This is a genomic window from Streptomyces sp. NPDC008086, from assembly GCF_042957325.1.
Classification (GTDB): Bacteria; Actinomycetota; Actinomycetes; order Streptomycetales; family Streptomycetaceae; genus Streptomyces.
Genome location: NZ_JBIBIA010000001.1, coordinates 1,022,613 through 1,047,182 on the forward strand (window position 1 = coordinate 1,022,613; position 24,570 = coordinate 1,047,182).

At 73.2% G+C, this 24,570-nt stretch carries 19 protein-coding genes and 1 pseudogene; 6 read left to right on the forward strand and 14 right to left on the reverse strand.

The annotated features are described in order from the left end of the window. Positions 1–53 precede the first annotated feature (53 nt). Positions 54–1,529: an ATP-binding protein gene (locus ACFZBP_RS04400; RefSeq protein ID WP_391409822.1), complete on the reverse strand. Its 1,476-nt coding sequence runs from the start codon at positions 1,527–1,529 to the stop codon at positions 54–56. Beyond that, positions 1,526–2,215, reverse strand: a complete 690-nt coding sequence (locus ACFZBP_RS04405) for a response regulator (protein ID WP_391409824.1) — start codon at positions 2,213–2,215, stop codon at positions 1,526–1,528. Before ACFZBP_RS04405 ends, ACFZBP_RS04400 begins: the two co-directional genes overlap by 4 nt. Positions 2,216–2,420: 205 nt before the next feature. Between ACFZBP_RS04405 and ACFZBP_RS04410 the strand changes: the two genes are divergently transcribed. From ACFZBP_RS04410 to ACFZBP_RS04420, 3 genes are read left to right on the forward strand one after another with little or no spacing between them, the layout of a single operon-like run. Further along, entirely contained in the window at positions 2,421–3,707 is a 1,287-nt protein-coding gene (locus tag ACFZBP_RS04410; protein WP_391410352.1) for a ferric reductase-like transmembrane domain-containing protein, read from the forward strand. A 19-nt stretch (positions 3,708–3,726) separates the two neighbouring features. Continuing rightward, complete coding sequence (locus ACFZBP_RS04415) at positions 3,727–4,437, forward strand: FMN-binding protein (RefSeq protein ID WP_391409827.1); 711 nt, start codon at positions 3,727–3,729, stop codon at positions 4,435–4,437. Between the two features lie 22 nt (positions 4,438–4,459). Beyond that, complete coding sequence (locus tag ACFZBP_RS04420; protein ID WP_391410354.1) at positions 4,460–5,182, forward strand: FAD:protein FMN transferase; 723 nt, start codon at positions 4,460–4,462, stop codon at positions 5,180–5,182. Between the two features lie 290 nt (positions 5,183–5,472). Here ACFZBP_RS04420 and ACFZBP_RS04425 read toward each other — a convergent pair whose 3' ends face one another. The 10 genes and pseudogenes from ACFZBP_RS04425 to ACFZBP_RS04470 form a co-directional block, all read right to left on the reverse strand. Then, a complete protein-coding gene (locus ACFZBP_RS04425; protein ID WP_391409829.1) occupies positions 5,473–7,023 on the reverse strand; it encodes an ATP-binding cassette domain-containing protein in 1,551 nt (516 codons plus the stop codon). Further along, on the reverse strand, positions 7,020–7,814 hold the full coding sequence (locus ACFZBP_RS04430; RefSeq protein ID WP_391409831.1) for an ABC transporter permease subunit: 795 nt from the start codon (positions 7,812–7,814) through the stop codon (positions 7,020–7,022). Before ACFZBP_RS04430 ends, ACFZBP_RS04425 begins: the two co-directional genes overlap by 4 nt. Next, positions 7,811–8,827, reverse strand: a complete 1,017-nt coding sequence (locus ACFZBP_RS04435) for an ABC transporter permease subunit (protein ID WP_391409833.1) — start codon at positions 8,825–8,827, stop codon at positions 7,811–7,813. Before ACFZBP_RS04435 ends, ACFZBP_RS04430 begins: the two co-directional genes overlap by 4 nt. A gap of 26 nt (positions 8,828–8,853) precedes the next feature. Further along, positions 8,854–10,425, reverse strand: coding sequence for an ABC transporter substrate-binding protein (locus ACFZBP_RS04440; protein WP_391409835.1), 1,572 nt, complete (start codon positions 10,423–10,425; stop codon positions 8,854–8,856). A 15-nt stretch (positions 10,426–10,440) separates the two neighbouring features. Next, positions 10,441–11,226, reverse strand: a pseudogene (locus tag ACFZBP_RS04445) (class I SAM-dependent DNA methyltransferase); the annotation flags it as partial. 329 nt (positions 11,227–11,555) lie between these two features. Continuing rightward, on the reverse strand, positions 11,556–12,818 hold the full coding sequence (locus ACFZBP_RS04450; RefSeq protein WP_391409837.1) for an MFS transporter: 1,263 nt from the start codon (positions 12,816–12,818) through the stop codon (positions 11,556–11,558). Then, complete coding sequence (locus ACFZBP_RS04455; protein ID WP_391409839.1) at positions 12,802–13,860, reverse strand: enolase C-terminal domain-like protein; 1,059 nt, start codon at positions 13,858–13,860, stop codon at positions 12,802–12,804. Before ACFZBP_RS04455 ends, ACFZBP_RS04450 begins: the two co-directional genes overlap by 17 nt. Further along, positions 13,857–14,933: a pyridoxal-phosphate dependent enzyme gene (locus ACFZBP_RS04460; RefSeq protein WP_391409841.1), complete on the reverse strand. Its 1,077-nt coding sequence runs from the start codon at positions 14,931–14,933 to the stop codon at positions 13,857–13,859. Before ACFZBP_RS04460 ends, ACFZBP_RS04455 begins: the two co-directional genes overlap by 4 nt. Beyond that, positions 14,930–15,775 carry a Rossmann-like domain-containing protein gene (locus ACFZBP_RS04465; protein ID WP_391409843.1) on the reverse strand — a complete coding sequence of 282 codons (846 nt, stop codon included), beginning with the start codon at positions 15,773–15,775 and terminating at the stop codon, positions 14,930–14,932. Before ACFZBP_RS04465 ends, ACFZBP_RS04460 begins: the two co-directional genes overlap by 4 nt. Beyond that, positions 15,772–17,028, reverse strand: a complete 1,257-nt coding sequence (locus tag ACFZBP_RS04470; RefSeq protein ID WP_391409845.1) for an ATP-grasp domain-containing protein — start codon at positions 17,026–17,028, stop codon at positions 15,772–15,774. The genes ACFZBP_RS04465 and ACFZBP_RS04470 overlap by 4 nt, the downstream gene beginning before the upstream one ends. A gap of 143 nt (positions 17,029–17,171) precedes the next feature. On the opposite strand from ACFZBP_RS04470, the gene ACFZBP_RS04475 reads away from it, so the two are divergent. Then, complete coding sequence (locus ACFZBP_RS04475) at positions 17,172–18,677, forward strand: alpha/beta fold hydrolase (protein WP_391409847.1); 1,506 nt, start codon at positions 17,172–17,174, stop codon at positions 18,675–18,677. A 24-nt stretch (positions 18,678–18,701) separates the two neighbouring features. Here the strand turns inward: ACFZBP_RS04475 and ACFZBP_RS04480 are convergent, their stop codons facing one another. After that, positions 18,702–21,728, reverse strand: coding sequence for a SpoIIE family protein phosphatase (locus ACFZBP_RS04480; RefSeq protein WP_391409849.1), 3,027 nt, complete (start codon positions 21,726–21,728; stop codon positions 18,702–18,704). Positions 21,729–21,903: 175 nt separating this feature from the next. On the opposite strand from ACFZBP_RS04480, the gene ACFZBP_RS04485 reads away from it, so the two are divergent. Both ACFZBP_RS04485 and ACFZBP_RS04490 read left to right on the forward strand, forming a co-directional pair. Continuing rightward, positions 21,904–22,959 (forward strand): alpha/beta fold hydrolase, encoded by a 1,056-nt coding sequence (locus tag ACFZBP_RS04485; protein WP_391409851.1) that lies wholly within the window; start codon positions 21,904–21,906, stop codon positions 22,957–22,959. Between the two features lie 119 nt (positions 22,960–23,078). Further along, the gene (locus ACFZBP_RS04490) at positions 23,079–23,828 is read left to right on the forward strand and encodes a DUF4142 domain-containing protein (RefSeq protein ID WP_391409853.1); all 750 of its coding nucleotides are present in this window, start codon (positions 23,079–23,081) and stop codon (positions 23,826–23,828) included. A 68-nt stretch (positions 23,829–23,896) separates the two neighbouring features. On the opposite strand, the gene ACFZBP_RS04495 is transcribed toward ACFZBP_RS04490, so the two are convergent. Further along, positions 23,897–24,478 (reverse strand): hypothetical protein, encoded by a 582-nt coding sequence (locus ACFZBP_RS04495; protein ID WP_391409855.1) that lies wholly within the window; start codon positions 24,476–24,478, stop codon positions 23,897–23,899. Positions 24,479–24,570 lie beyond the last annotated feature (92 nt).

Here is a 24,570-nt window from a genome sequence, read left to right on the forward strand (position 1 = left end):
GTTTGACGGGTTTCGCCCGCTTCTGACCACGGGCGCCGGGCCGTTGGAAGAGTCTAGACGTGTTGTGTTGCGGGGTTGTGGCCCGGAGGAGCCGCTCCGGTCAGCGGAATCGTCACCGTGAACACCGTCGCGCCCGGCTCGCTGGTCAGGTCGATACGGCCGCCGTGGGCCCGTACCAGTGACTGGGCGACCGCCAGACCCAGACCGCTGCCGCCCCGGTCGCGGCTGCGGGCCTTGTCGACGCGGTAGAAGCGGTCGAAGACACGGGCCCGGTCAGCGGGCGGGATGCCGGGGCCCGCGTCGGCGATCCGGGCCTGGGCGGCGCCGTTCACCATGGACACCGCGACCGAGACCTGGGTGCCGGCCGGGGTGTGCATCGCCGCGTTGGTGAGCAGGTTGTCCAGGACCTGGCGGATGCGCTGGGGGTCCAGGGCCAGCTTCAGGGAACCGGGCCCGGGGGCCACCGTCAGCGAATGGTCGGCGTGGGTGACGCGGAAGGCGTCCGCCGCCTGCTCGACGAGCTCCACCAGGTCCGCCTCCCGCAGCCGCAGCGGTGTCTCCACCTCGGCCGCGTCCAGGCGGGCGAGCAGCAGCAGGTCGTCGAGGAGGAAGCCCATCCGGGCGGCCTCGGCGCGCAGCCGGGCCAGGTGCTTGTCCCGCTCCTCGGGGGCGTTGGCGGCGGCGTACTGGAAGAGGTCGGCGTAGCCCCGCACCGACATCAGCGGGGTGCGCAGCTCGTGGGAGGCGTCCGCCACGAAGCGGCGCAGCCGCTGTTCCGCCTCCGCGCGCACCGCGAGGGAGTCGTCGATGTGCTCCAGCATGGTGTTGAAGGCGGTGCGCAACTCCTCGACCTCGGGGCCGCCGCTGCGCTTGTCGTGCCGCACCGGCAGCCGCGCCGAGTCCGTCAGATCGTGCGAGGTGATCCCGCGGGCGGTGTGCGCCATGTCGCTCAGCGGCTTCAGACCGCGCCGCAGCATGCCCCGCCCGGCCACCACGAGGGTCATCAACGCCAGCCCGAAGGTGACCGCCTGGATGGCGATCAGCTGGCCCACGGTGTCCTCGATGTCGTCCATGGGCGCGGCGCTGACCAGCACCACCCCGGGCTCGACCTCGCACGCGCGCAGCCGGTACTCGCCCTTGCCGCGCAGGTGCTCGGTGCGCAGCAGCTCGGTGTGCGCGGCGCTCTGCGCCCGGGCGAGCGCGGTGAAGTCGTCGACGTCCTCCGGCAGGTCGGCGGGGTCCTCGGGCCTGCGCAGCTCGGGCGTGCCGTCGGCCACGTCGTAGACGGCGTAGAACCAGCTGTAGTACTTCTTGCCGGTCAGCGTGCCGTAGTCCGCGATGCTCTTGGACTGGGCGATCTGGCCCTGCGCGAGCTGTGCGTCCAGCTGGGCCGACAGGTAGTCGCGCATGTACGTCGTCAGGGCCGTGCCGACGACGCCGAAGACGACCAGGGACAGCACGCCGAGGCCCAGCGCCAGCCGCGTGCCGAGCCGCATCGCACGGTAGGTCCGCCGCAGCCGCCCGATCACTCGGCCGCCTGCCGGATCACGTATCCGAAGCCCCGCACGGTGTGGATCAGCGGAGTGCCGGTGTCGTCGAGCTTGCGGCGCAGCCGGCTGACGACCAGCTCGACGACGTTGGAGCGGCCGCCGAAGCCGTACTCCCACACGTGGTCGAGGATCTGCGCCTTGGTGAGCACGGTCGGTGACTTGCGCATGAGGTAGCGCAGCACCTCGTACTCGGTCGGGGTGAGCGTGAGCAGTCTGTCGCCGCGGCGCACCTCGCGGGTGTCCTCGTCCATCATCAGGTCGGCCACCCGAAGGACGGAACGCTGGAAGCCGGGCCCGGCGCCGCGCCGCAGCACGGTCCGCAGCCGGGCCATCAGCTCCTCCACCGCGAACGGTTTCACCAGGTAGTCGTCGCCGCCCCGGGTCAGTCCGGCCACCCGGTCGGCGACCCCGTCGCGGGCGGTGAGGAACACCACGGGCACCATCGTGCCGGCGCCGCGCAGCCGGTCCAGGACGCCGAATCCGTCCAGATCGGGCAGCATCAGGTCCAGCACCACGATGTCCGGATGGAACTCGGCGGCCAGCCGCAGCGCCTCCTCGCCGGAGTTCGCGGTGATCGCCTGCCAGCCCTCGTAGCGGGCGACCGTCGCGACGAGGTCGGCGATGGGCGGGTCGTCGTCCACGACCAGAAGGCGTACTTTCTCCACCCGTTCATAGTGCGGCACCGAACGCCGCCGCCCGGGTGCGGGTCGGACACCGCGACCACATCGATAAACACTTGAAAGATCTACGACAGCTTTTCGACAGCTGCGACCGGACAAGCTCGGTATCCACAGACGAGATCAAGGAGCTGTCGCCGTGACGACGACCGTCCAATCGCCAGCCGCGCCCCCCACAGCGATACGCCCCAGGGTGGTCGCCCGCACGGGCCTGTACGCCCTGCTCGCCGCGAACGTGGCCGTGGTCCTGTACTTCTTCATCGCTGCCGGCTTCGCCTCGAACACCCTCATCGTGCTCGGCCGTCTCACCGGCCTGTTCGGCGCGCTCCTCATGGCCTTCCAGCTGCTGCTGGTGGCCCGGCTGCCCTGGCTGGACCGCCGGATCGGCATGGACCGGCTCACCTCCTGGCACCGCTGGACCGGCTTCAGCGTCCTGTGGGCCCTCCTCGCGCACGCCGTGTTCATCACCTTCGGCTACGCCGAGTCGTCCTCGCTGGACCCGGTGAACCAGCTGATCGACCTCGCCGAGACCGTCGAGGGCGTGCTCCGTGCCGTGGTCGCGCTGGGGATCATCATCGTGATCGGCGTGGTCTCGGCCCGCTTCGCGCGGCGCCGGCTGGCGTACGAGACGTGGCACTTCATCCACCTGTACACCTATGTCGCGGTGGTCCTGGCGTTCACGCACCAGGTCGCGGTCGGTACGTCCTTCACCTCGTCCCCGGCCGCCACGGCGTACTGGTACGGCGTGTGGGGCGCCGCCCTGGCCTCGGTCGTCGTCGGCCGCCTGGTCCTGCCGCTGTGGCGGAACCAGCGCCACCAGCTGCGCGTCTCCGCCGTGGTCGCCGAGTCCGACAACGTGGTCTCCGTCTATGTCACCGGCCGTGACCTGGACAGGCTCCCGGCCCGCGCGGGCCAGTTCTTCCTGTGGCGGTTCCTGACGAAGGACCGCTGGTGGCAGGCCAACCCGTTCTCCCTGTCGGCCGCGCCCGACGGCAACCAGCTGCGGCTCACCGCCAAGGCGGCCGGCGCCGGCTCGGCGGGCCTGAGGCACCTCAAGGTGGGCACGCGCGTCTTTGCCGAGGGCCCCTACGGCGCCTTCACCACGATGCACCGCACCCGGACGGAGGCCGTGCTCATCGCGGGCGGCGTCGGCGTCACCCCCATCCGGGCACTGCTGGAGGAGCTGCACGGCCACGCGGTCGTGATCTACCGGGTCGCCACGGACCGGGACGCGGTGCTGTACGGCGAGCTGGTGGAGCTCGCCCACGCCAAGGGCGCCGAGCTGCACCTGGTGACCGGACCGCCGGTCCCGGACCAGCTGGCCCCGGCGGAGCTGACGCGGCTGGTGCCGGACATCACGGACCGGGACGTGTTCCTGTGCGGCCCGCCGCCCATGATGAACGCGTTGATCGGCAGCCTGCGCGAGCTGGGCGTGCCCAAGCAGCAGGTCCACTTCGAGCGCTTCAGCCTGGCCGGCTGAGAGGGACGGGAAACACATCGTGAAGCGAGCAATACCTGTCCTGGTCCTGAGCGCCGTGGGCCTGATCCCGGTCTGGCGCTACGAGCCGTCCCTCGGCACCGCCACCACGGAGGCCGCCACACCGGCCTCGACGCCCTCGGCGGCGGCCGGATCCGGGAACACGGTCGTCAAGGGCCCGACCGTGCAGACCGAGAAGGGTCCCGTGCAGGTCGAGGTGACCTTCCAGGGCTCCAGGATCACGGCCGTGAAGCTCCTCCAGCAGCCGAACCACCCCCAGACCACGGCCGCCGTGCCGAAGCTGGTCGCCGAGACACTGGAAGCACAGAGCGCCGACATCGACACGGTCTCCGGCGCCACCATCACCAGCGACGGCTACAAGGAGTCCCTCCAGGCCGCCATCGACGCGAACGCGAAGTCGGCGTCCTCGTCCTCCGCGTCCCCCTCGGCCTCGGCGTCCGCCGCCTCGCAGACGCGGACGGTCGACGGCCCGACGGTGAACACGGACAAGGGCCCTGTCCAGGTCCAGGTGACCTTCCAGGGCGACAGGATCTCGGCCGTGCGGATGCTCCAGCAGCCGAACCACCCCCAGACCACGGCCGCCGTGCCGCAGCTGATCGCCGAGACACTGGAAGCACAGAGCGCCGACATCGACACGGTCTCCGGCGCCACCATCACCAGCGACGGCTACAAGGAGTCCCTCCAGGCCGCCATCGACGCGAAGGGCGCCTGACGTGCACCGCGTCGAGCATGTGATGGGGTTCCCGGTCTCGCTGCGGGTCGACGACGCGCACGTCGGCGAGGAGGCGGCCGACGCCGTGTTCGCGTGGCTGCGCGAGGTCGACGCCCGGTTCAGCCCGTTCAGAGCGGACAGCGAGGTCTGCCAGCTGGACCGGGAGGAGATCGCGCGCGGCGACGTCAGCGCGGACCTCGACGAGGTGCTGGGCCTGTGCGAGGAGTACCGGGTCGCCACGGGCGGCGCCTTCGACGTACGGCTGCCGGGGCGCGGGCTCGATCCGTGCGCGGTGGTCAAGGGCTGGTCGGTGCAGCGGGCGGCCGAGCTGCTCACAGCCGCGGGAGCGCGGCGCTTCGTCCTCAACGCCGGTGGTGACGTCGTCGCCTCCGGCGGGCCCTGGCGGGTGGGGGTACGCCACCCCGAGCAGGCCGACAAGGTGTGCACGGTGGCCGAGCTCACCGACGGGGCGATCGCGACGTCCGCGCGCTACGAACGCGGCGACCACATCGTCGACGGCCGCACCGGACGCCCGGCGACCGGACTGCTCTCGCTGAGCGTCGTGGCGTCCTCCCTGACCGTCGCGGACACCGTGGCGACCGCCGCGTTCGCGATGGGCGCGGAGGGTGTCGAGTGGGCGGCCGGACGGGCGGGCTGCGAGGTGTTCGCGGTGGACGCCGAACGGCGTGTCTTCCGTACGGAGGGCTTTGCGGTGGCGTCGGCGCAGACCCGGACGGCGGCATAACCGACGGGCAGGCAGCGGGAGTTCGGTCAGCCGACCCCTTCCGGCAGAGCCACGGTCCCGTCGTAGGGCCCCTCGGTCCGCTCGGTCACCTCCTGTTCGTAGCGGACGCCGGGCAGGGGGCGCGGTCGCCGTGCGGACGCGTAGTTCGCCCCGGTCGGCGGGCGTGGCCAGGGGGACCTCGGCGCCGTATCCGCGGAACGCGTCCAGCGCGGCGAGCGGGTCCTCGACCTTGCCCGCCAACCGCCGAGGCCTTCCCGTCTCCTCCGCGAACCGCCCGGAGGTCGGCCTTCTCACGACCGGGTACCTGTCTCCAGGCGCTCCGTGGTCCGCATGAGGGCGATCGTGAACGGATGTTGAGGGGCCGTCAGGATCTGTTGTGTCGGCCCCTGTTCGACGATGTCCCCTTCCTCCAGTACGGCGACGCGGTGGGCCAGGCGTGCGGTGTCCAGGTCGTGGGTGACGAGGACGAGGGACAGGTCGCCCTCCGCGCCGACCAGGCCCGAAAGGACGTCGAGGATGCCGCGCCGGGTGACCGTGTCCAGGCCGGAGGTGACCTCGTCGCAGATCAGGACCCGGGGGCGGGCGAGCAGCGCCCGGGCGAGGGCGGCGCGCTGGAGTTCGCCGCCGGAGAGTTCGCCGGGGCGACGGTGGGCCAGGTGCTCGGGCAGACCGAGACGGTTCAGCGTGGTCAACGCCTCCGCTGTGGCCGCCCGTTCGTCGACGCCGCGCAGGCGTACGGCCGTGCGGGCCACCTGGGGCAGCACGGGACGGTGTTCGTCGAAGGCGGCGCGGGCGTCCTGGAAGACGTACTGCACGGCGGCGAGCTGGGCTCGGTCGCGGCGGCGGAGGCTGCGAGGCAGGAGCGCGCCGTCGAGCAGGATGTCGCCGTCGTGGTCGCTGTGCAGGCCGGCCAGGCAGCGGGCGAGTGTGGTCTTGCCGCTGCCGGAACGACCGACGACGGCCACGCATTCACCCGGGTGGAGGGTGAGGTGCGGGGCGCGCAGGACGACGGTTCGGCGGTCGTGCACGGCGGTCAGGTCCCGTACTTCCAGGACGGGTCGACCGGCCTCGGTGGCCGTCCCGTCCGGCGGGGCCGCGCGCTGTTCGTCGAGCAGTCGGCGGGTCCATTCGTGCCGGGGCGCCGTCCACAGCCGTTCCACCGGGCCCGACTCCACGACCCGGCCCTCGCGCATGACGAGGACCTCGTCGGCGAGGGCGCGGACCACGTCCAGGTCGTGGCTGAGCAGGACGACCGCGATGCCGCGCGCCGCGACGGCCGCCAGCTGCTCGACGATACGGCTCTTGGTCAACGCGTCCTGGCCGGTGGTGGGTTCGTCGGCGACGATGACACGGGCGCCGAGCAGCAGAGCCTGGGCGAGCACGACGCGTTGCTGCTGACCGCCGGAGAGCTGGTGCGGGTACCGCCCCAACAGGGCTTCTCCGTCAGGTAGTTGGGCATCTCCCAGGGCCCGCAGGACCAGTGCGCGGGCCGCCTCGCGGCGTTCGGCGCGGGGCAGGTGGCGGACCTGGGGGCGGGCGATGTCGTCGAGCAGGGCGCGGACGCGCCGGGCCGGGTTGAGGACGGCCGCCGGATGCTGGGGCACATAGCCCACCGGACCGTCCCCCGACCGCCGCACCTCGCCCGCGACCAGCGCACCGGCCGGGTACTCCCCCAGCAGCGCGAGGCCGGTCGTGGTCTTCCCACTGCCCGACGCACCGACCAGGGCGGTCACCCTGCCGGGCGACACCCGCAGGTGCACCCCGTCGACGAGGACACGACCGCCGATCTCGACACGCAGGCCACGGATCTCGGCGACGGTCTCCTCGACAGCCCGGCTCACCGGCCTCGTCCCTTCTTCTCCAGAGCGGCGTCGAAGAGGAGGTTCGTCCCCATCGTCAGCGCCACGATCAGCAGCGCGGGCACCACCACGGCCCAGGGCTGTACGAGCAGGCCGGTGCGGTTGCGGTCGACCATGACCGCCCAGTCGGCGGCGTCCGGCGCGACGCCGACGCCGAGGAACGCGGCCGTCGACACGAGGTACAGCACACCCGTCAGCCGGATCCCGGCGTCGGCGGCGAGGGTGCGCAGGGCCGACCGGGTGACGTAGCCGACGGCGATCCGCCACCAGGTCTCCCCCTGCATGCGCAGCGCCTCGACGGCGGGCCGTGCCGCGGCCTCCCCCGCCGCCGCCCGCACGATCCGCGCCGCGTCGGGCACGTTCACCAGCGCCACGAGCAGCGCGAGCCCGGCTGCGCCCGGCGAGAACACGGAGGCCACGAGCAGGATCAGCAGCAGTGACGGCACGGCGAGCAGCACGTCCAGCGGCCGCATCAGCAGTTCCTCCAGCGGGCGGAGGCGGGTGAGCGCGCTGACGAGCGCGACCGGGACGGCGACGAGATACGCGAGCGCGGTGGCGGCGAGCGCGGTCAGGACCACCGTGCGGCCGCCCAGCAGGACCTGGTGCCACACGTCCCGGCCCACGAAGTCGGTGCCGAGCCAGTGGCCGCCGCCGAGGGTGAACGAGATGGCCCGGGGACCGGGATCGCCCGCGAACAGCGGCCCGAGCAGGGCGAGCACGAGGGGCACGGCGACCACGGCGAGGCCGAGCGCGAAACGGCGGTACGTCGTCACGCGGCCACCCCCGCACGCGGGGTCAGCCGGTGCGCCACCAGGTCGGCCCCCAGGTTGAGCAGCACCGTCAGCACGCCGAACACCACGGCCAGCCCCTGCACGACGGGTACGTCCCGTTCGGCCACGGCGTTGAGCAGGACCGTGCCCAGACCCGGGATCACGAAGAGGGCCTCCACCACGATCACCCCGCACAGCAACCAGTCGACGGTACGGGCGAGTTGCTGCGCGGCCGGGGCGAGGGCGTTCGGCAGAGCGTGGGCGTAGCGGACGCGGGCGCCGGGGACGCCGTAGCGGCGGGCGTGGGCGGCGTAGGGGGACGCCAGGGCGTCGACCATGCCGGCCCGGACCAGGCGGGACAGGGAGCACACCGGCCGGGACAGCAGCACCAGCACCGGCAGGACCAGTGCCGCCGGATGGCCGAGCAGATCGGTGCCGTAGCCGACCGCCGTCGGCGGCAGCCAGGCCAGTTTCAGGGCGAGGACCGTCACCAGCAGCACACCGAGGGCGAACTCGGGGACGGCGTACACGGCCAGCGTCACCGAGCTGACCACCCGGTCGACGAGGCGCCCCTCGTGGCGGGCGGCGAGCACGCCGAGGCCGAAGCCGAGCGGGACGAGGAGGACGAGGGTGAGCGCGGCGAGCAGCAGGGTGGGGCCGAAGGCGTCGGTGATGTACTGGGTGACGGGGCGGCCGGAGGCGAGGGACGTGCCGAAGTCGCCGTGCAGCAGGCCTGCCGCCCAGTCGGCCAGCCGCTCGGGGGCGGGACGGTCGAGGTCCATCGCCTCGCGGATCGCGGCGATGCGGGCGGGGTCCGGCTGGTCGCCGGCGAGGGCGACCGCCGCGTCGCCCGGCAGCGCTTCCGTCAGGGCGAAGACCAGGAGCACGACCGCCACGGTTTGGACCGCGCCGAGCAGGAGGCGCCGGGCGACGAAGGGGGTGCCGCGGTATGCCGTCTGTCGTCCGCGGGTCCGTCGTGGCTGGTCGGACCCCGCGGCGGAGCCGCGTGTCGACACAGCCCCGCCCCCCTTGGAAGCGCCTCTCACGCCAGCCACACCCTGTCGAAGCGGGCCCAGTCCAAGGTGTTCGCGGGGGCCTTCGTCTCGACCCCCCTCACCGTGCGCGCCGTTCCGATGATCCAGTCCGCGAAACCCCAGATGAGGAAGCCGCCCTCGGTGTACAGCCGGCGCTGCATGCGCTCGTAGACGGCTGCCCGTTCCGTCTTGTCCCGGGTGGACTGGGCCTGTTGGTAGAGGGCGTCGAAGTCCTTGTGGTGCCACTTGGTGGCGTTGGTGGTGGAGTCGGTGAGCAGGCGCTGGGAGATGTGGGCCTCGATGGGCATGGCGCCGGAGCGGTAGCAGGACAGGGTGCCGTTGTCGAGGATGTCGCTCCAGTAGGAGTCCTTGCTGCCCGCCTTCACGTCGATGGTGACGCCGGCCTTGGCGGCCTGGTCGCGGAAGATGCCGGCGGCCTCGGTGAAGCCGGCGGCCACGGCCGACGTGTCCAGGGTGATCTTCAGCTTCTCGGCGCCGGCCTTCTTCAGCAGGGCGCGGGCCTTGTCGAGGTCCTGCTGGCGTTGCGGCAGGTCGGCGGCGTAGTACTCGTAGCCCTTGCCGAACAGGTCGTTGCCGACCTCGCCCGCCCCGGAGAGGGCGCCGTCGACGAGTTCCTGCCGGTCGGCGATGAGGAAGAAGGCCTCACGGACCCGCTTGTCGTCGAAGGGCGGGCGGTCGGTCTTCATGCAGAACGCCTGCATGGCGCTGTTGCGCAGCCGCACGATCTGGATCTGGCCCGCGGACTCGTGGGCGCGGGCGGTGGTCGGGTTCAGCTCGTGGGCGTACTCGACCTGGCCGCCGAGGAGGGCGTTGACGCGGGCGGACTCCTCGTTGGCGACGATGAACTCGATCTCGTCGAGGTGCGGGGCGCCGTCCCAGTAGGCGTCGTTGCGGCGGAAGACGGCGGAGCGGCCGGGGGCGAAGGAGACGAACCGGAAGGGGCCGGAGCCGACGGGCTTGCGGTCGAAGTCGGTGCCGGTGGCGTTCTCGGGGACGATGTACGCGCCGAACGCGGCCAGGACGTTGGGGAACTCGGCGGTGGGCCGCTTGAGGACGAACTCGATGGACCGTTCACCGGTGGCGCGGCTGGCGTCGAGGTCGACGGGCTCCAGGGACGCCTTGGCGCGGAACGCCTGCTCGGGATCGGCGATACGGCGGTAGCTGTAGAGGACGTCCTTGGCGGTGACCGGCCTGCCGTCGTGGAAGGTGGCCTGCCGCAGCGTCACCTGCCAGCGGTCCAGCGTCTTGTTGGGCTCCCACTTCTCGGCGAGGCGGGGCTGGGCGGAGAGGTCGGCGCCGTAGTCGGCGAGCTTGTCGAAGAGGGCCTTGGCGCGGGCCACGTCGGCGAAGAGGCTGGCCAGGTGCGGGTCGAGGGTCTCGCTGGCCCCGCCCCCGGCGAACGCGGCGCGCAGCCGTCCGCCGCGCTTGGGAGTGCCGGAGGTGCTCTGCGCCTTGTCGTCCGTGCCGCCCGAGCAGCCGACGAGGGCGAGGGCGGCGGCGCCCGAGGTGGCGGCGAGGAAGCCGCGGCGGCGCAGGCCGGGAAAACGTTCGTCGTACATGTCTGGTCCTTGGTGTCAGAGGGTGTGCAGGCGCGCGACGAGGTGCAGCCGGTCCGCGTCGGTGACGGTCCCGGGCAACTCGCCCTCGCCCCACGGGGGTTCGGTGCGTGGTCCGGGCCCGTCGTGCAGTTCGAGCACCTCGAAGCCGTGCGCGGCGAGGAAGCGGCGCAGCTCCTGCGGGAACAGCAGCCGCCAGGCGGACCGTTGTTCGACGGGCGGTGATCCGTCGTCGGCGGTCCATACGCGGGTACGGCGCAGGAGTTGGGCGGTGCGGTCGACGGTGAGGGTGGTGCGGGACCGGTAGGCGGTGCCCTGCCAGCTGAAGGAGTTGACCTTCGGGTCGTCCAGGAGGTCCGTACGACCCAGGAAGTACGCCCCGTTGCGCATCTCCGCGACCAGCAGCCCGCCCGGCGCGAGGGCCTCGCGGCAGGAGGCGAGGAAGCCGTCGAGCTGGTCGTTGGTGTGGCAGTACAGCAGGGAGCTGTCCAGGCAGACGACGGCGTCGAAGGCGCCCCCGCCCAGGTCGCCCGGGGTGAAACCGTGCAGGTCCGCCCGGACGTAAGCGGGCCCCGGGTGATGGACCCGGGCGTGCTCCAGCATCGTCTCGGAGAGGTCGGCGCCGGTCACCTCCCGGCCGACGGAACGCAGATGAGCGGCGTCGCGACCGGTACCGCAGCCCATGTCCAGCACCCGGGCCCCGGCGCCGTGGCGCCGCAGGCAGTCCTCGGCCCACCGTCCGGCGAGCCGGTCGGGGTCGGGGAAGCGGGCCTCGTAGAGGGCGGGGTTGTCGGTGAGGAGGTTCCGGCTGTCCGCGGGGGCGCCGACGCCGCCGAATCCGTCTCTCGCCTCGCTCCCGTCCGCGACGGGAACGTCCGCGTCCCGGCCGCTCGACGGCATGGTCCCGCCGAGCCGCTCACCACTCGGCGAGTCGGCCGTGGTGGCCGGCCGGTCGCCGTCGACCGCGTCTGCACCGCCCGCCTCCCGGCGACCGAACTCGGCAAGACAGGCCCCATGACCGACGCCCGCGCGCTCAGCGCCCGGGCCCCGCTCCAACCGGCCACGCGAGCCCTCCGCAGCCGTCGCCGAGGCGGCCTCGACGGCGCCCGACTCACTCACCACGTCCGGCTCACTCACGCCGTACTCCTCTCGCCGTCCGGCTCGGGCGTCGCCGGCACCGGATCCGCCGGCAGCGCCCCGCGCCTGTGCAGCCAGGCCACGCCACCCGCCGAGGCGAGGCCGAAGGCGGCGCAGGACGCCCAGGGGAACCATGCGTGGCCGCCGTGCTCGCCCGCGTCCATGGCCCAGCCGACGACGGTGTTGCCCACGGCCGAGGCGATGCCGGACACGACGTAGAAGATCCCGAAGTAGGTGCCGGTCAGCTCGGGGCGGCCGAAGCGGGGGATGAGCTCCATGACGAAGGGCGAGGCGACCATGACGCCGACGTAGAGGAGCAGTGCGCCGAGCAGGACGGGTACGGCGTCGAGCAGACCGGGGGATCCGGCACCCGCCACCAGCGTGGGCGGAAGGAAGGCCAGGCCCATCACGGCGAGCCCGGCCGCGATCCAACGCGCCCTGTTGCCACGTGACTTGAGGGACCGTGTGATGCGCAGCTGGAGCGCCAGGTTGGCGACCGTGCCGACGAGGAAGACGATGCCGGCGGCCCCGTCCCAGCCGGTGGCCTCGCGGGCCCCGGCGGGCAGCAGCAGGTAGAGCTGGTTCTCCAGGGTGAACATGCCGACCATGGCGAGCGCGAAGGCGAGGAAGGCCCGGTTGCCGAGCACCTCGCGCCAGTCGCCGAGGACACCCGTGCCGCTGGGCTCGACCTTGCGCGCGGGCAGCACGAGGGCCTGGGCCACGGTGAGGACCGCGAAGATGCCGGCGGCGGTCAGCGCGGAGGTGCGGAAGTCGACGAGGAGCAGGGCGCTGCCGAGCAGCGGCCCGATGAGCGCGCCGGTCGTGGCGAACACGTTGAACAGCGCGAACGCCTCCGCCTTGCGCTCCCCCGCCTCCTGGGCGAGGTAGGCCCGCACGGCCGGGTTGAACAGGGCACCCGCGAGCCCGCTGAGCACGGACGCGGCGAGCAGCACCGGCAGCCCGTCGCCCAGCGCGAACAGCGCGAAGCCGACGGTCCTGAGCGCGCACCCGGCGATGATCACGCCCCGCGCCCCGAGCCGGTCCGCCGCCGAACCGCCGATGATGAACAGGCCCTGCTGGCTGAGGTTGCGCACGCCGAGCACGATGCCGACGACCGCCGCCGACATGCCCAGGTTCTCGCCGAGGTGGGTGGCGAGGTACGGGATGAGGAGGTAGAAGCCGGTGTTGACGCCGAGCTGGTTGACCAGGAGGAGCTGGACGGCGAGTGGGAAGGCCCGCATCTCACGCCACGTCTTCATGGGCGGCCTCCACCTCCTCGACTCCCAGACCGGGAAGGGCACTTGTGCGTACGACGCCGTCGTCGCCGCCGATCCCGCGCCACGGGTCGTGGGCCAGCAGCAGATGTCCGTCGAGGTCGGTCCAGCGGGCGCGGTCGGCCAGGTGGACGGCGGGCGCGATGCCGAGGCTGCTGGCGGTGAGGCAGCCGAGCATCAGCTCGGTCCCGCTGCCCTCGATCAACTCGGCGATCCGCAGGGCCGCCCGGACTCCGCCGCACTTGGCGAGCTTGACGTTGACGCCGTGCACGCGTCCGGCCAGCCGCCGTACGTCCTCCACACTCACCGCGTCCTCGTCGGCGATGACGGACAGCGGCGACTTCTCGGCGAGGGCGCCCAGCACGTCCGGGTCACCGGGCGGCAGCGGCTGTTCGACGGCCTCGACCCCGAGCGCGGCGAACCGGGGCAGCAGCCGCTCGGCCTCCACCACGCTCCAGGCCCCGTTCGGGTCCAGCAGCAGCCGCACGTGGGGAGCCGCGTCACGGATGACCCGCACACGCTCCACGTCGTCCTCCGCATCGGACGAGCCCGCCTTCACCTTGACGATCTCGAAGCCGCTCGCGGCCAGGCGCCGGGCCTCGGCGGCCGCGTGCGCGAGCGAGGTGATGCCGATGGTGCGTGCGGTGGCGACGCCGAACGGCGTATCGGTCCCCAGAAGGCGGTGGACGGGCACACCGTCCCGCTTGCCGACGAGGTCCAGCAGCGCCGACTCGACGGCGGCGGTCACGGCTGGGGGTACGGCACCAGGACCGGCACCGGCACCCGTCGGCAGGGCCTCCAGCGCGCTCTCGGGATCGGCGAACCGTTCGAGGTCGACCGACGCGATCAGCCGTACGAGCGTGTCGGCGTCCAGGCCGTAGTACACGCTGCTGACGGCCTCGCCGTAGCCGGTCACCCCGTCGTGCTCGACGCCCAGCCACACGGCGTCGCGGGCGGTCATGGTGGAGCGGGAGATGCGCAGCGGCTGGGCGAGTTCGAGCCGTACGGTGCGCAGGCGGGCCTTCATCGTGTCCTTCCGGGAGAGAGGGGGTCGGCGACCCGGGTGCACCGCGCCCAGCCGCTCGCCTCGGCGGCGTACGGGTGCGGTATCTCCACGGGCCGGGCGGCGGCGCCCGCGAGGTCGAGTCCGTGGGCGGTGAGGAAGTCGTCGTCGTAGACGGTGCCGAGGTAGCGGTGCGGCCCGTCGGGGAAGACGGTGGCGACGACCGCGCCCGGGTGCACGCGGGCCGCCCAGGCGGCGACCCGCGCCACGGCCCCCGTGCTCCAGCCGCCGCTGACGAAGCTGCCCCGGGCGAGCCTGCGGCAGCTGTCCACGGCCTCGGCGGGGCCGATCCAGTGGACCTCGTCGAAGGCGTCGTAGGCGACGTTGCGCGGGTGGATGCTGCTGCCGAGGCCCCGCATGAGACGGGGGCGGGCGGGCTGGCCGAAGATCGTGGAGCCGGTGGCGTCCACGCCGACGAGCCGGAGGCCGGGCCAGTGCCGGCGCAGCGGGCCGATGATCCCGGCACTGTGGCCGCCCGTGCCGACGCTGCAGACCAGGACGTCCAAGTGGTCGAGCTGGACGGCGAGTTCGGCGGCCAGGGAGGCGTAGCCGGTCGTGTTGTCGGGGTTGTTGTACTGGTCCGGCCAGTAGGCGCCGGGCAGTTCTGCGAGCAGCGCGCGCAGCCGGTCGAGCCGTGCGGCCTGCCAGCCGCCCTGGGGCGCCGGGCGGTCCACGAGTTCCAGGCGGACGCCGTGCGCGCGCAGCAACTGCCGCATGGACGGCTCCAGTTCGCTGTCGCCGACCAGCACGACGGGGTGGCCGAGCGCCTGCCCGGCGAAGGCGAGCCCGATGCCGAGCGTGCCGGAGGTGGACTCCACGACCGGGGCGCCGGGCAGCAGTTCGCCGCGCTCGCGGGCGCCGAGCAGCATCGACACGGCGGCCCGTGCCTTCATGCCGCCCGCCGCGAGCCCTTCGAGCTTGGCCCAGAAGCCGGGATGGGCGTGGGGCAGGTCGGTGGTGACGCGGACGACGGGTGTGCGGCCGAGCAGGGTGAGCAACTCCGGGCGGGCGGTGGACCGTACGGCGGTGGTGGTCATCGCGCACCTCCGGCACAGCGGTAGCGGTGGACGACCCCGGGGCCGCCGTCGAGCCAGAAGAAGGGGTACGGCTCCGCGCACACCGCGCTCACACCGTGCCCCAGGAAGCGGGGCAGCACCGCGCTGCCGGTCTGCGCGAACATCACCAGCTGCTTGCCGTGCCGCAGCGCGTGCTCGCGCAGGGGCTCGAAGCTGCCGTTGCCCAGGGTCATCCCGGACACCAGCAGCGCGTCACAGCGCGCGGCGGCGGCGAGCGCGTCCATGACGACCGGCTCCTCCCACTCGGTCACCCCGCCCTTGAGGTCGCACGGGACATAGCCGAGCCCACGCGAACGCAGGGCCGCCAGGAGGGAGTTGACGACTCCGACGACGAGCACCGTCGCCCCGGCCGGCAGGTCCAGCAGCTCGACCACGGCTCTCGCCCTGGCCTCGGACTTCTCCAGCGAGGACCCGGCGGGCAGCGGGGTGGGCAGCGCCCCGTGGTCCGGTGTGTGCGGGGTGACGTGCATCAGGTAGGCGTCGAGGGCGGCCACGCGCACGGCCGCCAGCGGGTGTTCCAGCAGCCGTGCCACGTCGGCGCCGACGCAGTCGTCGAGCGCGCTGTCCGGCAGTTCGCCGGGCTCGACGGCGCACGAGCCGACGGCCTCGGCGAGCCGCAGGCTGAGGACCTCGTTGCGGTAGCCGGTGCCGCGTCCGTCGTGCCGTACGGCCTGCCGGGTGGTGAAGGCGACGGCGACGCGCCGGGTGCGGGGGTCGGGGCCGAGGGCGCCCGCGCGGACCTGGGCGACGAGATCGTCGTACGTCCGACAGGGCGCCGCCCGCTGGGCGCCGACCGGGGTCATCGGATCACCATCCCGGCGCGCAGGCCGGCCAGCATGCTCTCGACACAGTCGCGGGCGCCGGGCCCGTCGGGGTCGCCTGCCATGACGTGGCCCAGGTACTCGTTGTTGCTGCCCGCCGCCTTCACGGCTTTGCCGGGTTCGGCGAGCTGCACTTCCAACACGCCTGGCCCGTCGGCCAGTCGACCCGCGTCCAGGGCTTCGAGCGTGCCCGCGCGGTCCGGGACGAGGAAGCCGACGGCGGCGCTGCGCAGGCCGGTGTCCGTGCGCCGGAGGTCGGGGCGGCGGCCGAGGGCGACGTCCACGAAGGCGGCGGCGAGGTCGATGCCGGTGACATGGCGGACGAGCTCGGTGATGCGGTTGCCGGCGGGCCGGGGGTTGACCTCGACGACGCGGGGCCCGGCGGAGGTGAGCTTGATCTCGGTGTGCGCCACGACCCCGTCGGTCAGGCCGAGGGCCTTGAGCGCGCCGAGGGCGGTCTGCTCGGCGGCGTCGAGGTCGGCGAGCGGCAGCGCGGCGGGGAACATGTGGCCGGTCTCGATGAAGGCGGGCGCTCCGCCGATGCTCTTGTCGGTGACGCCGACCATGTGCACGGCGCCCGCGTACGACACGGTCTCCACGCTCACCTCGGGGCCGTCGAGGAGCTCTTCGAGGAGGACGGCGGGGGTGCGGCGCTGGCCGCGGGCGTTGACCGGGAAGTCGGCCAGGTCCCTGACCAGGTCCGCAAGTTGGGCCTCGTCGTCGACGCGGCGCACATACATGCCCGCGCACAGGTCGACTGGTTTGGCGACGAGCGGGTAGCCGATCTCCTTCGCGGCCCGCGCGAGGTCGGCCCACTCCTCGTGCACGGCGAAGCGCGGTCCCGGCAGGCCGGCGTCGGCGAGGACGCGGCGGGTGGCGTCCTTGCGGCAGGCGTTCTCCACGGCCTCGGGGCCGGGGCCGGGCAGGCCGAGGTGTCCGGCGATGCGGGCGACCGCCGGCAGGTAGTAGTCGCAGGAGGTGATCACCCCGTCGAAGGCGAGCACCGAGTGCAGCCGTGCCACCTCGGGCAGCAGGGCGTCGAGGTCGTTGGTTTCGGTCGTGATCACGTTGCGGGCGCCGAGCAGCGGATGTGCCGCCCCCTCGGGCGCCGAGCGCAGGTAGTGATGCAGGTCACGGGTGAGGAAGGTGAACTCGTGTCCGCCCTCCCGGATCGCCCTTGGCAGCAGCCTGCTCATCGACCCGACCCAGCTCTCTACCACCAGCAGATGAGCCACAACTCCCCTTTTCGTGCCGTGAGTCCAGACGTCAAGGCAGCCCTGGGCGCCCCTCGGTCGGAGGGGTGCCGGACTTGACGCGGACAGGTTAGCGATAATCATTTTCATTTGCTACCCCGTTCTTACTCAGCCTTGGAGTGCCCTTGTCCGTCCCGCCCCGTCCCGCCGCCCTGCTGTGCGCCCTCACGGCCGCCGCGGCCCTGCTCCCCATGGCAGCCCCAGCCGCCGCCTCCGCCCGCGCCACCCCCGCCCTCACCTTCGGCGCCTGCCCGGACTCCGTGCCGGCCCCGCCCGCACCGGACCGCGTGGAATGCGGGCGCCTCACCGTCCCGCTCGACCTGCGTCGCCCGTCCGGCCCGCGCATCGAGATCGCCGTCTCCCGCGTCCCCGCCTCCGGCACCCCGGCCGAGCGGCGCGGCATCCTGCTCGTCAACCCCGGCGGCCCGGGCGGCTCCGGGCTCCCCTACGCGGTGACCAAGCGCGCCAAACTCCCCGCGAGCGTGCGGCGCGCCTACGACGTCATCGGCTTCGACCCACGCGGCGTCGGCCACAGCACGCCGGTCGACTGCGGCGCGATGGGCGGCCTGTTCAGCGCTCCGGGCCCGGACCCGGTACCGGTGGGCCCGCGCGCCGAGCGGTCGTACCTCGACGCACAGCGCCGGCTGGCCGACGACTGCGCGACGGGGGCGGGCACGGCGATGCTGCCGTACCTGTCCACCGAACGGACGGCGTACGACATGGACGCGATCCGCGCCGCGCTGGGCGAGCCGCGGACGAGCTTCCTCGGTGTCTCGTACGGCACCTACCTGGGCGCGGCCTACGCGGCTCGCTTCCCGCACCGGGTGGGCCGCATGGTGCTGGACAGCGTGGTCGGCCCCTGGGACTGGTACGACTTCGACGTGCTCCAGGCCCGGGCGCTGCTCCGCGCCCGCGACACGTTCTTCGCCTGGACCGCCGCGCACCCGGACCGCTTCGACCTGGGCAACACATCGGATGCGGTACGGCGTTCGTACCTGCGCGCACGTGAGGGCCTCGCCGCCCGACCGGTGGCGGGCTTCGGTCCCGCGGAGTTCGACCGTGCCGTCTACCGCGCCCTCGGCCGCACCGAACGCTGGGCGGGCCTGGCCGACGGCCTGCGCGCCTACCTGACGGCCGGCGGCGTGGCCGGCCTGCGCCCCGCCGCCGCCTTCGACAGCCCCGAATCCCGCAACTACGAGGCGGCCAACCGGATCGTGAAGTGCGCGGACGGACCGGGCCCGACGCCGCGCGAGATCGTGGCGGACATCCGCCGCATACGGCGACTGGACCCGCAGCCGGTCCTGACCGGCCTGGAGGCCACGGCCTGCGCCTACTGGCACCACCGCCCGGGCGGCCGTACCCCGTTGGGCGGTCCGGCCGCCCCGCCGGTCCTGCTGGTCGCGTCCGCGCACGACCCGGTGACGCCCGTCGAGGGCGCCCGGCGACTTCGGGAGGTGCTGCCCGGTTCCCGGCTGGTGGTCCTCGACGACGACTACTCGCACGGGGTGTTCGCCAGCCGGGGCAACGGGTGCGTGGACGGCACGGTGGCCGCGTATCTCGTCGACGGGGTGGTGCCGGGGGCCGATACACGGTGTGAGGGGCCGGGGTTGCCGACGCCTGGGAAGCCGTAGCGCCCCCCGCCCCCCGGCGGCGCGTCACGGCAACGGCTGTTCCGTCCAGATGATCTTGCCGTCGGGGGTGTACCGCGTCCCCCAGCGCTCGGTGAGCTGGGCGACGAGGAACAGACCCCGGCCGCCCTCGTCCGTGCTGCGGGCACGGCGCAGTCTCGGTGAGGTGCCGCTGCCGTCGGAGACCTCGCAGATCAGGGCGCGGTCGCGGAGCAGGCGGAGCTGGACGGGGCCGGTGGCGTGGCGGATGGCGTTGGTGACGAGTTCGCTGGCGATGAGTTCGGTGGTGAAGGCCAGGTCGTCCAGGCCCCAGGCGGCGAGTCGTTCGGTGACCGCGGCACGGGAGCGGGAGACGACCGCCGGGTCGCTGGGCAGCTCCCACTGGGCGACGTGGTCGGCGTCCAGGGTGTGGGTGCGGGCCACGAGGAGGGCGACGTCGTCGCCGGGGCGGGCCGGGAGGAGCGCGTCGAGGACGGCCTCGCAGGTCTCCTCGGGCGCGCGGCCGGCCCGCGCCAGGACCGTCCGCAGCCGGTCGAGGCCGGCGTCGATGTCACGGTGGCGGTCCTCGACCAGCCCGTCGGTGTACAGCACGAGCTGGCTGCCCTCGGCCAGTTCCAGCTCGACCGTCTCGAAGGGCAGGCCGCCCAGGCCGAGGGGCGGGCCGGAGGGCAGGTCGAGGAACTCGACGGTGCCGTCGGGGGTGACGAGCGCGGGCAAGGGGTGCCCGGCGCGGGTGAGGGTGCAGCGCCGGGACACCGGATCGTAGACGGCGAAGAGGCAGGTGGCTCCGACGATGCCGGAGTCCGGCGTGCCCTCCGCCGCCCAGCCCTCGCCCCGGTCGAGCCGACCGACCAGGTCGTCGAGGTGGGTGAGGAGGTCGTCCGGGGAGAGGTCGAGGGAGCAGAAGTTGTGGACCGCGGTGCGCAGCCGTCCCATCGTGGCGGCGGCGTGCAGTCCGTGCCCGACGACGTCGCCGACGACGAGGGCGACGCGGGCGCCGGACAGCGGGATGACGTCGAACCAGTCGCCGCCGACGCCGGCCTGCGCCGGCAGATAGCGGTAGGCGACCTCGACGGCGCTCTGCTCGGGGCGTCCCCGCGGCAGCAGGCTGCGCTGCAGGGCGAGTGCCGTGTTGTGCTCGCGGGTGTAGCGGCGGGCGTTGTCGATGCAGATCGCCGCGCGGCCGGCCAGCTCCTGGGCGAGGGAGAGGTCGTCGTCCTCGAAGGCGGCGGGTCGCAGGGAGCGGTAGAAGCTGACCACGCCGAGGGTCGTGCCCCGCGCCCGCAGCGGCACGGTGATCAGGGAGTGGATCCCGGCCGCGAGCACCCGTTCCAGCCGCCGCGGGTCCTGCGCGAGCCAGCCGCCCGCCTCGGACAGGACGGGTTCCAGCACGGACTGCCGGGTCTCCAGGGAGCGGGCCTGCGGCGTGGACGGCACGTACTCGACGCGGTCTCCGACGTCGTACAGGTAGTGGGGATCCTGGCGTACGGCGCGGATCGCCACCCGGCGCAGCGCGCTCCGGCCGCCGAGCGCCTCCGGTTCCTCACCGCGCAGTACCGGGTCGGGCAGGTCGACGGCGACGAAGTCGGCGAACCGGGGGACGGTCACCTCGGCGAGTTCCTCGGCGGTGCGGGTGACGTCCAGGGTGGTGCCGATCCGCACGCTCGCGTCGTGCAGCAACTCAAGGCGCCGCCGCGCCAGCACGGCCAGCCGGCCGACCCCGGGCTCTCCGACGAGCAGCAGCCGGCCCTCGGCGCCCTGGCCGTCCGGGCGGGGCGGGTCGGGTGCCGGTGGCTCGGCGGCGACGATGCGCGGGGCGTCCGCGCTTCCGTCAGCGTCAGGCTCGGACCCGGCGGGGTACGGCTGGGGTACGGAGGGCGGCGGCACGACGGAGTGCCGGGCAGTGGGCGGGGCGGTGGTGGGCGGCGCGGGCGCGGCTGCCGTGGCCGTTGTGGCCTGGGCGGCGCGTGCGTCCGCGGCCGGCCACGATGCCGACGGCTCGGGCGGTGCGGGCGGAGCCGGCGTGCTCCGCGGCGACGTGGTGCGCACGGAGGGGGAGGGCAGAGTCCGGTCGGCGGAGGCGAGCGGGGCCACATGCGTGGCCGACGGCGACGGCGCGACGTGGCGCAGGCGGGGGCCGCCGAGGACGCGGGCCTCGACCGCCACGCCGACCTCGCCGTCCTCGCCCGTGACCTGACGACGCAGCAGGGTGGCGGCGCGGCCGCTGGGCAGGGCGACCTCGTCGAGGGTGCGGTGCGGCGAGGCGAGGAGTTCCTCGGCCTTCTCCCGCAGTACGACCAGGTCGAGCCGGGGCAGGGCGCCGACGCCCCCGTCCGGGCCGGGCGGCAGGCCCTCGGGCTGTTTCGGCCAGGTCTCCGGGTGGCCGCCGGCCCGCCGGTACGCGGCGAGCAGCGCGCGCTCACGGCGGGTGGCCTGGTCCAGCAGCCGGGCCTCGATGCTCCGGGCGGCCTCCCGCACCATCCGCATCATGGCCGGATCGCCCTGGTCGCGCAGACAGGTGAGGTCGAGAACGGCCTCGATACGACCGCTGAGCGGATCACGGACGGGTGCTCCCGCGCAGGCGAAGGGTTGCAGACAGTCGGCGAAGTGCTCGCGTCCGGCGACGTAGACGGGGCCGCGCTCGGCCAGCGCGGTGCCGACGCCGTTCGTGCCCACGACCGGTTCCGAGGCGTCGAAGCCGGGGGCGAACTGCACCTCGTCGAGGCGCTCGCGCAGCCGCGGGTCACCGCCGAGCCGCTGCACCATGCGGCCCTGCGCGTCGCAGAGCGCGATGGCCATGCCCGCGGCGGCGAGGGACGCGATCAGGTCCTGCAGGACCGGGTCGGCGGCGCGCAGGAACCGGTCGTCCAGCGTCACGTCAGCGCTGTAGGAAACCAGCAACCGATGCGGCTCGAGCCCCGCGGAGCGGCAGCGCTTCCAGGAGTCGAGCACGGAGTCCCTGACGTCCGACTCGATGAGGGAGCCGGCCAGGAAACGTTCATGGGCATCGACGAGACCGCCGACGTCGTCCCAGGCGACGGACAACCGGATCACTTCCTCACCCGGAGCCGCCCCGGCCACGCACCGCCCACTCGGCCGACGGCCCGGCGGAGGCCTCCAGGCGATATCACCCTAGACCTGCGCGATGCGCACCACAACAGGTTCTTTCCGGCACCGGACCGCGCCCGCCCCGCGCGTCCGCGGACGGCAGCCGAGCGATACTTGGCCCATGCGGTTCCCTCGGGACGCTGCCCGTGTCACCGCTGGGCTGGTCCTGGCGGTCGCCGTCGGCTGCACCGGAGGTGGCGGCGACGACGACACGCCGCGTACGGATCCGCCGGCGTCGACACGAGCGGCCGGCACGACACCCACACCCACGCGCACACAGACCCCCGGCACATCCACGCCCGCACCCGCCGACCCGGTCTCCCTCCCCGCCCTGATCCGCCGCGAGCACCACGGTTCCGGCCTGCGCCTCGGTGCCGTACGCCTGCGTACCGACGCCTACACGCAGTACGCCGTCACGTACCGGTCCAACGGGCTGACCGTTTCCGGGATCATGAACGTCCCCCGGGGCGAGGGCCCCTTCCCGGCGCTGGTCCTGGCGCACGGCTATATCGACCCGGACGTGTACACGACCGGGCAGGGCATGCCCAGGGAGCAGGACCTGCTCGCCCGCCGTGGGTACGTCGTCCTGCACACCGACTACCGCAACCACGCCGGGTCCGACGACGACCCGGACAACGACGTCAACCTGCGGCTCGGTTACACGGAGGACGTCATCAACGCCGTACAGGCCCTGCGGTCCGCCGACCGGCCGAACGTCGACGACGGGCGGATCGGGCTGCTGGGGCGGTCGATGGGCGGTGGGGTCGTGTACAACGCGCTGGTCGTGGCGCCCGGCCTGGTCGACGCGGCCGTCGTCTTCGCGCCGGTCAGCTCCCGCCCGGAGGAGAACATCGACCGGTTCCAGCGGCCCGAAGGGGACCCGCTGGTCGAGGAGATCGAGGAGGCGCACGGCACCCCGGAGGAGAACCCGGAGTTCTGGCGGCAGGTCTCGCCGGTCACCTATGTCGACCGGGTCACCGAGCCGTTGCTGGTCCACCACGGCACCGCCGACGACACCTGCCCCCCGGCCTGGTCGAGGACGACGGTCGCCGCGTTCGAGGCGGCGGGGAAGGACGTGGAGCTGCGGACGTGGGCGGGCGAGGGGCACACCTTCGGGCCCCGGTGGCGGGAGTCGATGGACGTGACGACGGCGTTCTTCGAGCGTCACCTGGGCTGAGCCGGCGTCTGTGACGCACCCCGCACGGGCGGCCGTAAGTTTTTTCCCTCGGCGGTGATTGTTTCGCGCGCCGCGTCCGTACCTCCTGGAGTACTGAGCCGTTCGTCTCTGGAGGCACGATGCCCATCTCGCGCCGCATGGTAGGAACCGTCTTCGTGGGAGGCGCCCTCGTCCTGACTCTCTCCGCCCTCGCCTACCCCGCCATGCTGGGCGTGGAGACCACCTCCGTTAATCAGGATCGCGTCATCGCCAACACGCAGTACGGTCCGCTGACCGAGGCCGACCGGGACTTCGTGGTCAAGGTCCGCGCCGCGGGCCTCTGGGAGCACCCGCTGGGCATGATGGCGATGCAGCGCGGTACGACACCGGAGATGAAGGAGGCCGGCGAGCACCTGGTCGTCGGACACGCCCGGCTCGACCTCGCCTGCCGCAAGCTCGCGTCCGAACTGAACATCACGCTGCCCAACCAGGCGAGTCCGCAGCAGCAGCAGTTCGTGGCGACCGTGGATTCCAAGACGGGCAAGGAGTTCGACGCCACGGGTGTCGCGATCATGCGGGTGACGCACGGGCAGATCTTCCCGGCGATCGCGAAGATCCGGGGCACCACGCAGAACACCCTGGTCCGTCAGCTGGCCGACCTGGCGAACGACACCGTGCTCGACCACATGACGGTCCTGGAGAAGACCGGCCTGGTGAACTTCGACGCGAACAACTTCCAGCAGACCACGCCGCCGAAGCTGCCCAAGGAGCAGATGACCCCGCCCGCGCCGCAGCCGGGCGCGCCGGTCCTCACGCTCGCCATCCCCAAGGGCCTGGAGGACCTCAACACCGCGTCGCCGTCGGCGCTGCCGAGCGCGGACGTCAAGTGACGGCGGGCGTCAGCTGACACGAGGTATCAGCTGGTCAGACGCATGACCAGCGGCAGTGGGCCGCCGTATCAGCCCGTCTTCCACCCCCACGGCGTGTCCAGCCGCTCCCACTCCGCGGCCCACTGCTCCAGCCTGCGCCGTTCCATCCCCAGCCGTACCACCCAGGACGACCCCAGCACGAGACCGGCGGTGCCCGCGCCGGCCAGGATGCCACCGGCGATCGAGTGCAGCGTCATCTCGCCCTCGGAGAGCGGCTCGTTGGCGATGACGCCATTGCGGTCCGTCCACACCTCGACCTTGCTGCCCGCATGGGTGCTGGGCGGCACACGTGCCTCGTCGGTGTGGGTCCTGCCGTCCGGGTCCGTCCAGCGCACGGTGGACCACACGAGATGGTCGGTGGTGACCCGCGAGGCCCGGGAGTCCTCCGCCTCCTTCACGAGGACGGCCGTCACCTTGTGGCTTCGGGCCCGCTGCTCCTGCGCGGAGGCGACCACCGCGTCGGCCGCCGCCCGGCCCGCGAACACGGCACCGACCAGCGCCAACAGCCATGCGCACAGCACGACCCAGGCCTCGATGACGTCACTGCGCCGCCTCAGCGGGCTGCGCCGCCATCGCCACAGCCGCACCCTCGGACACCCAGACGCAGCCATGCCGACACCCCCTTGAGCACCGACAGCACACTTCCAGTGTGCGCCCACCTGCCTTCGGGCGCGCGGGCTTCCGGTCATGGAACTCCCGCACC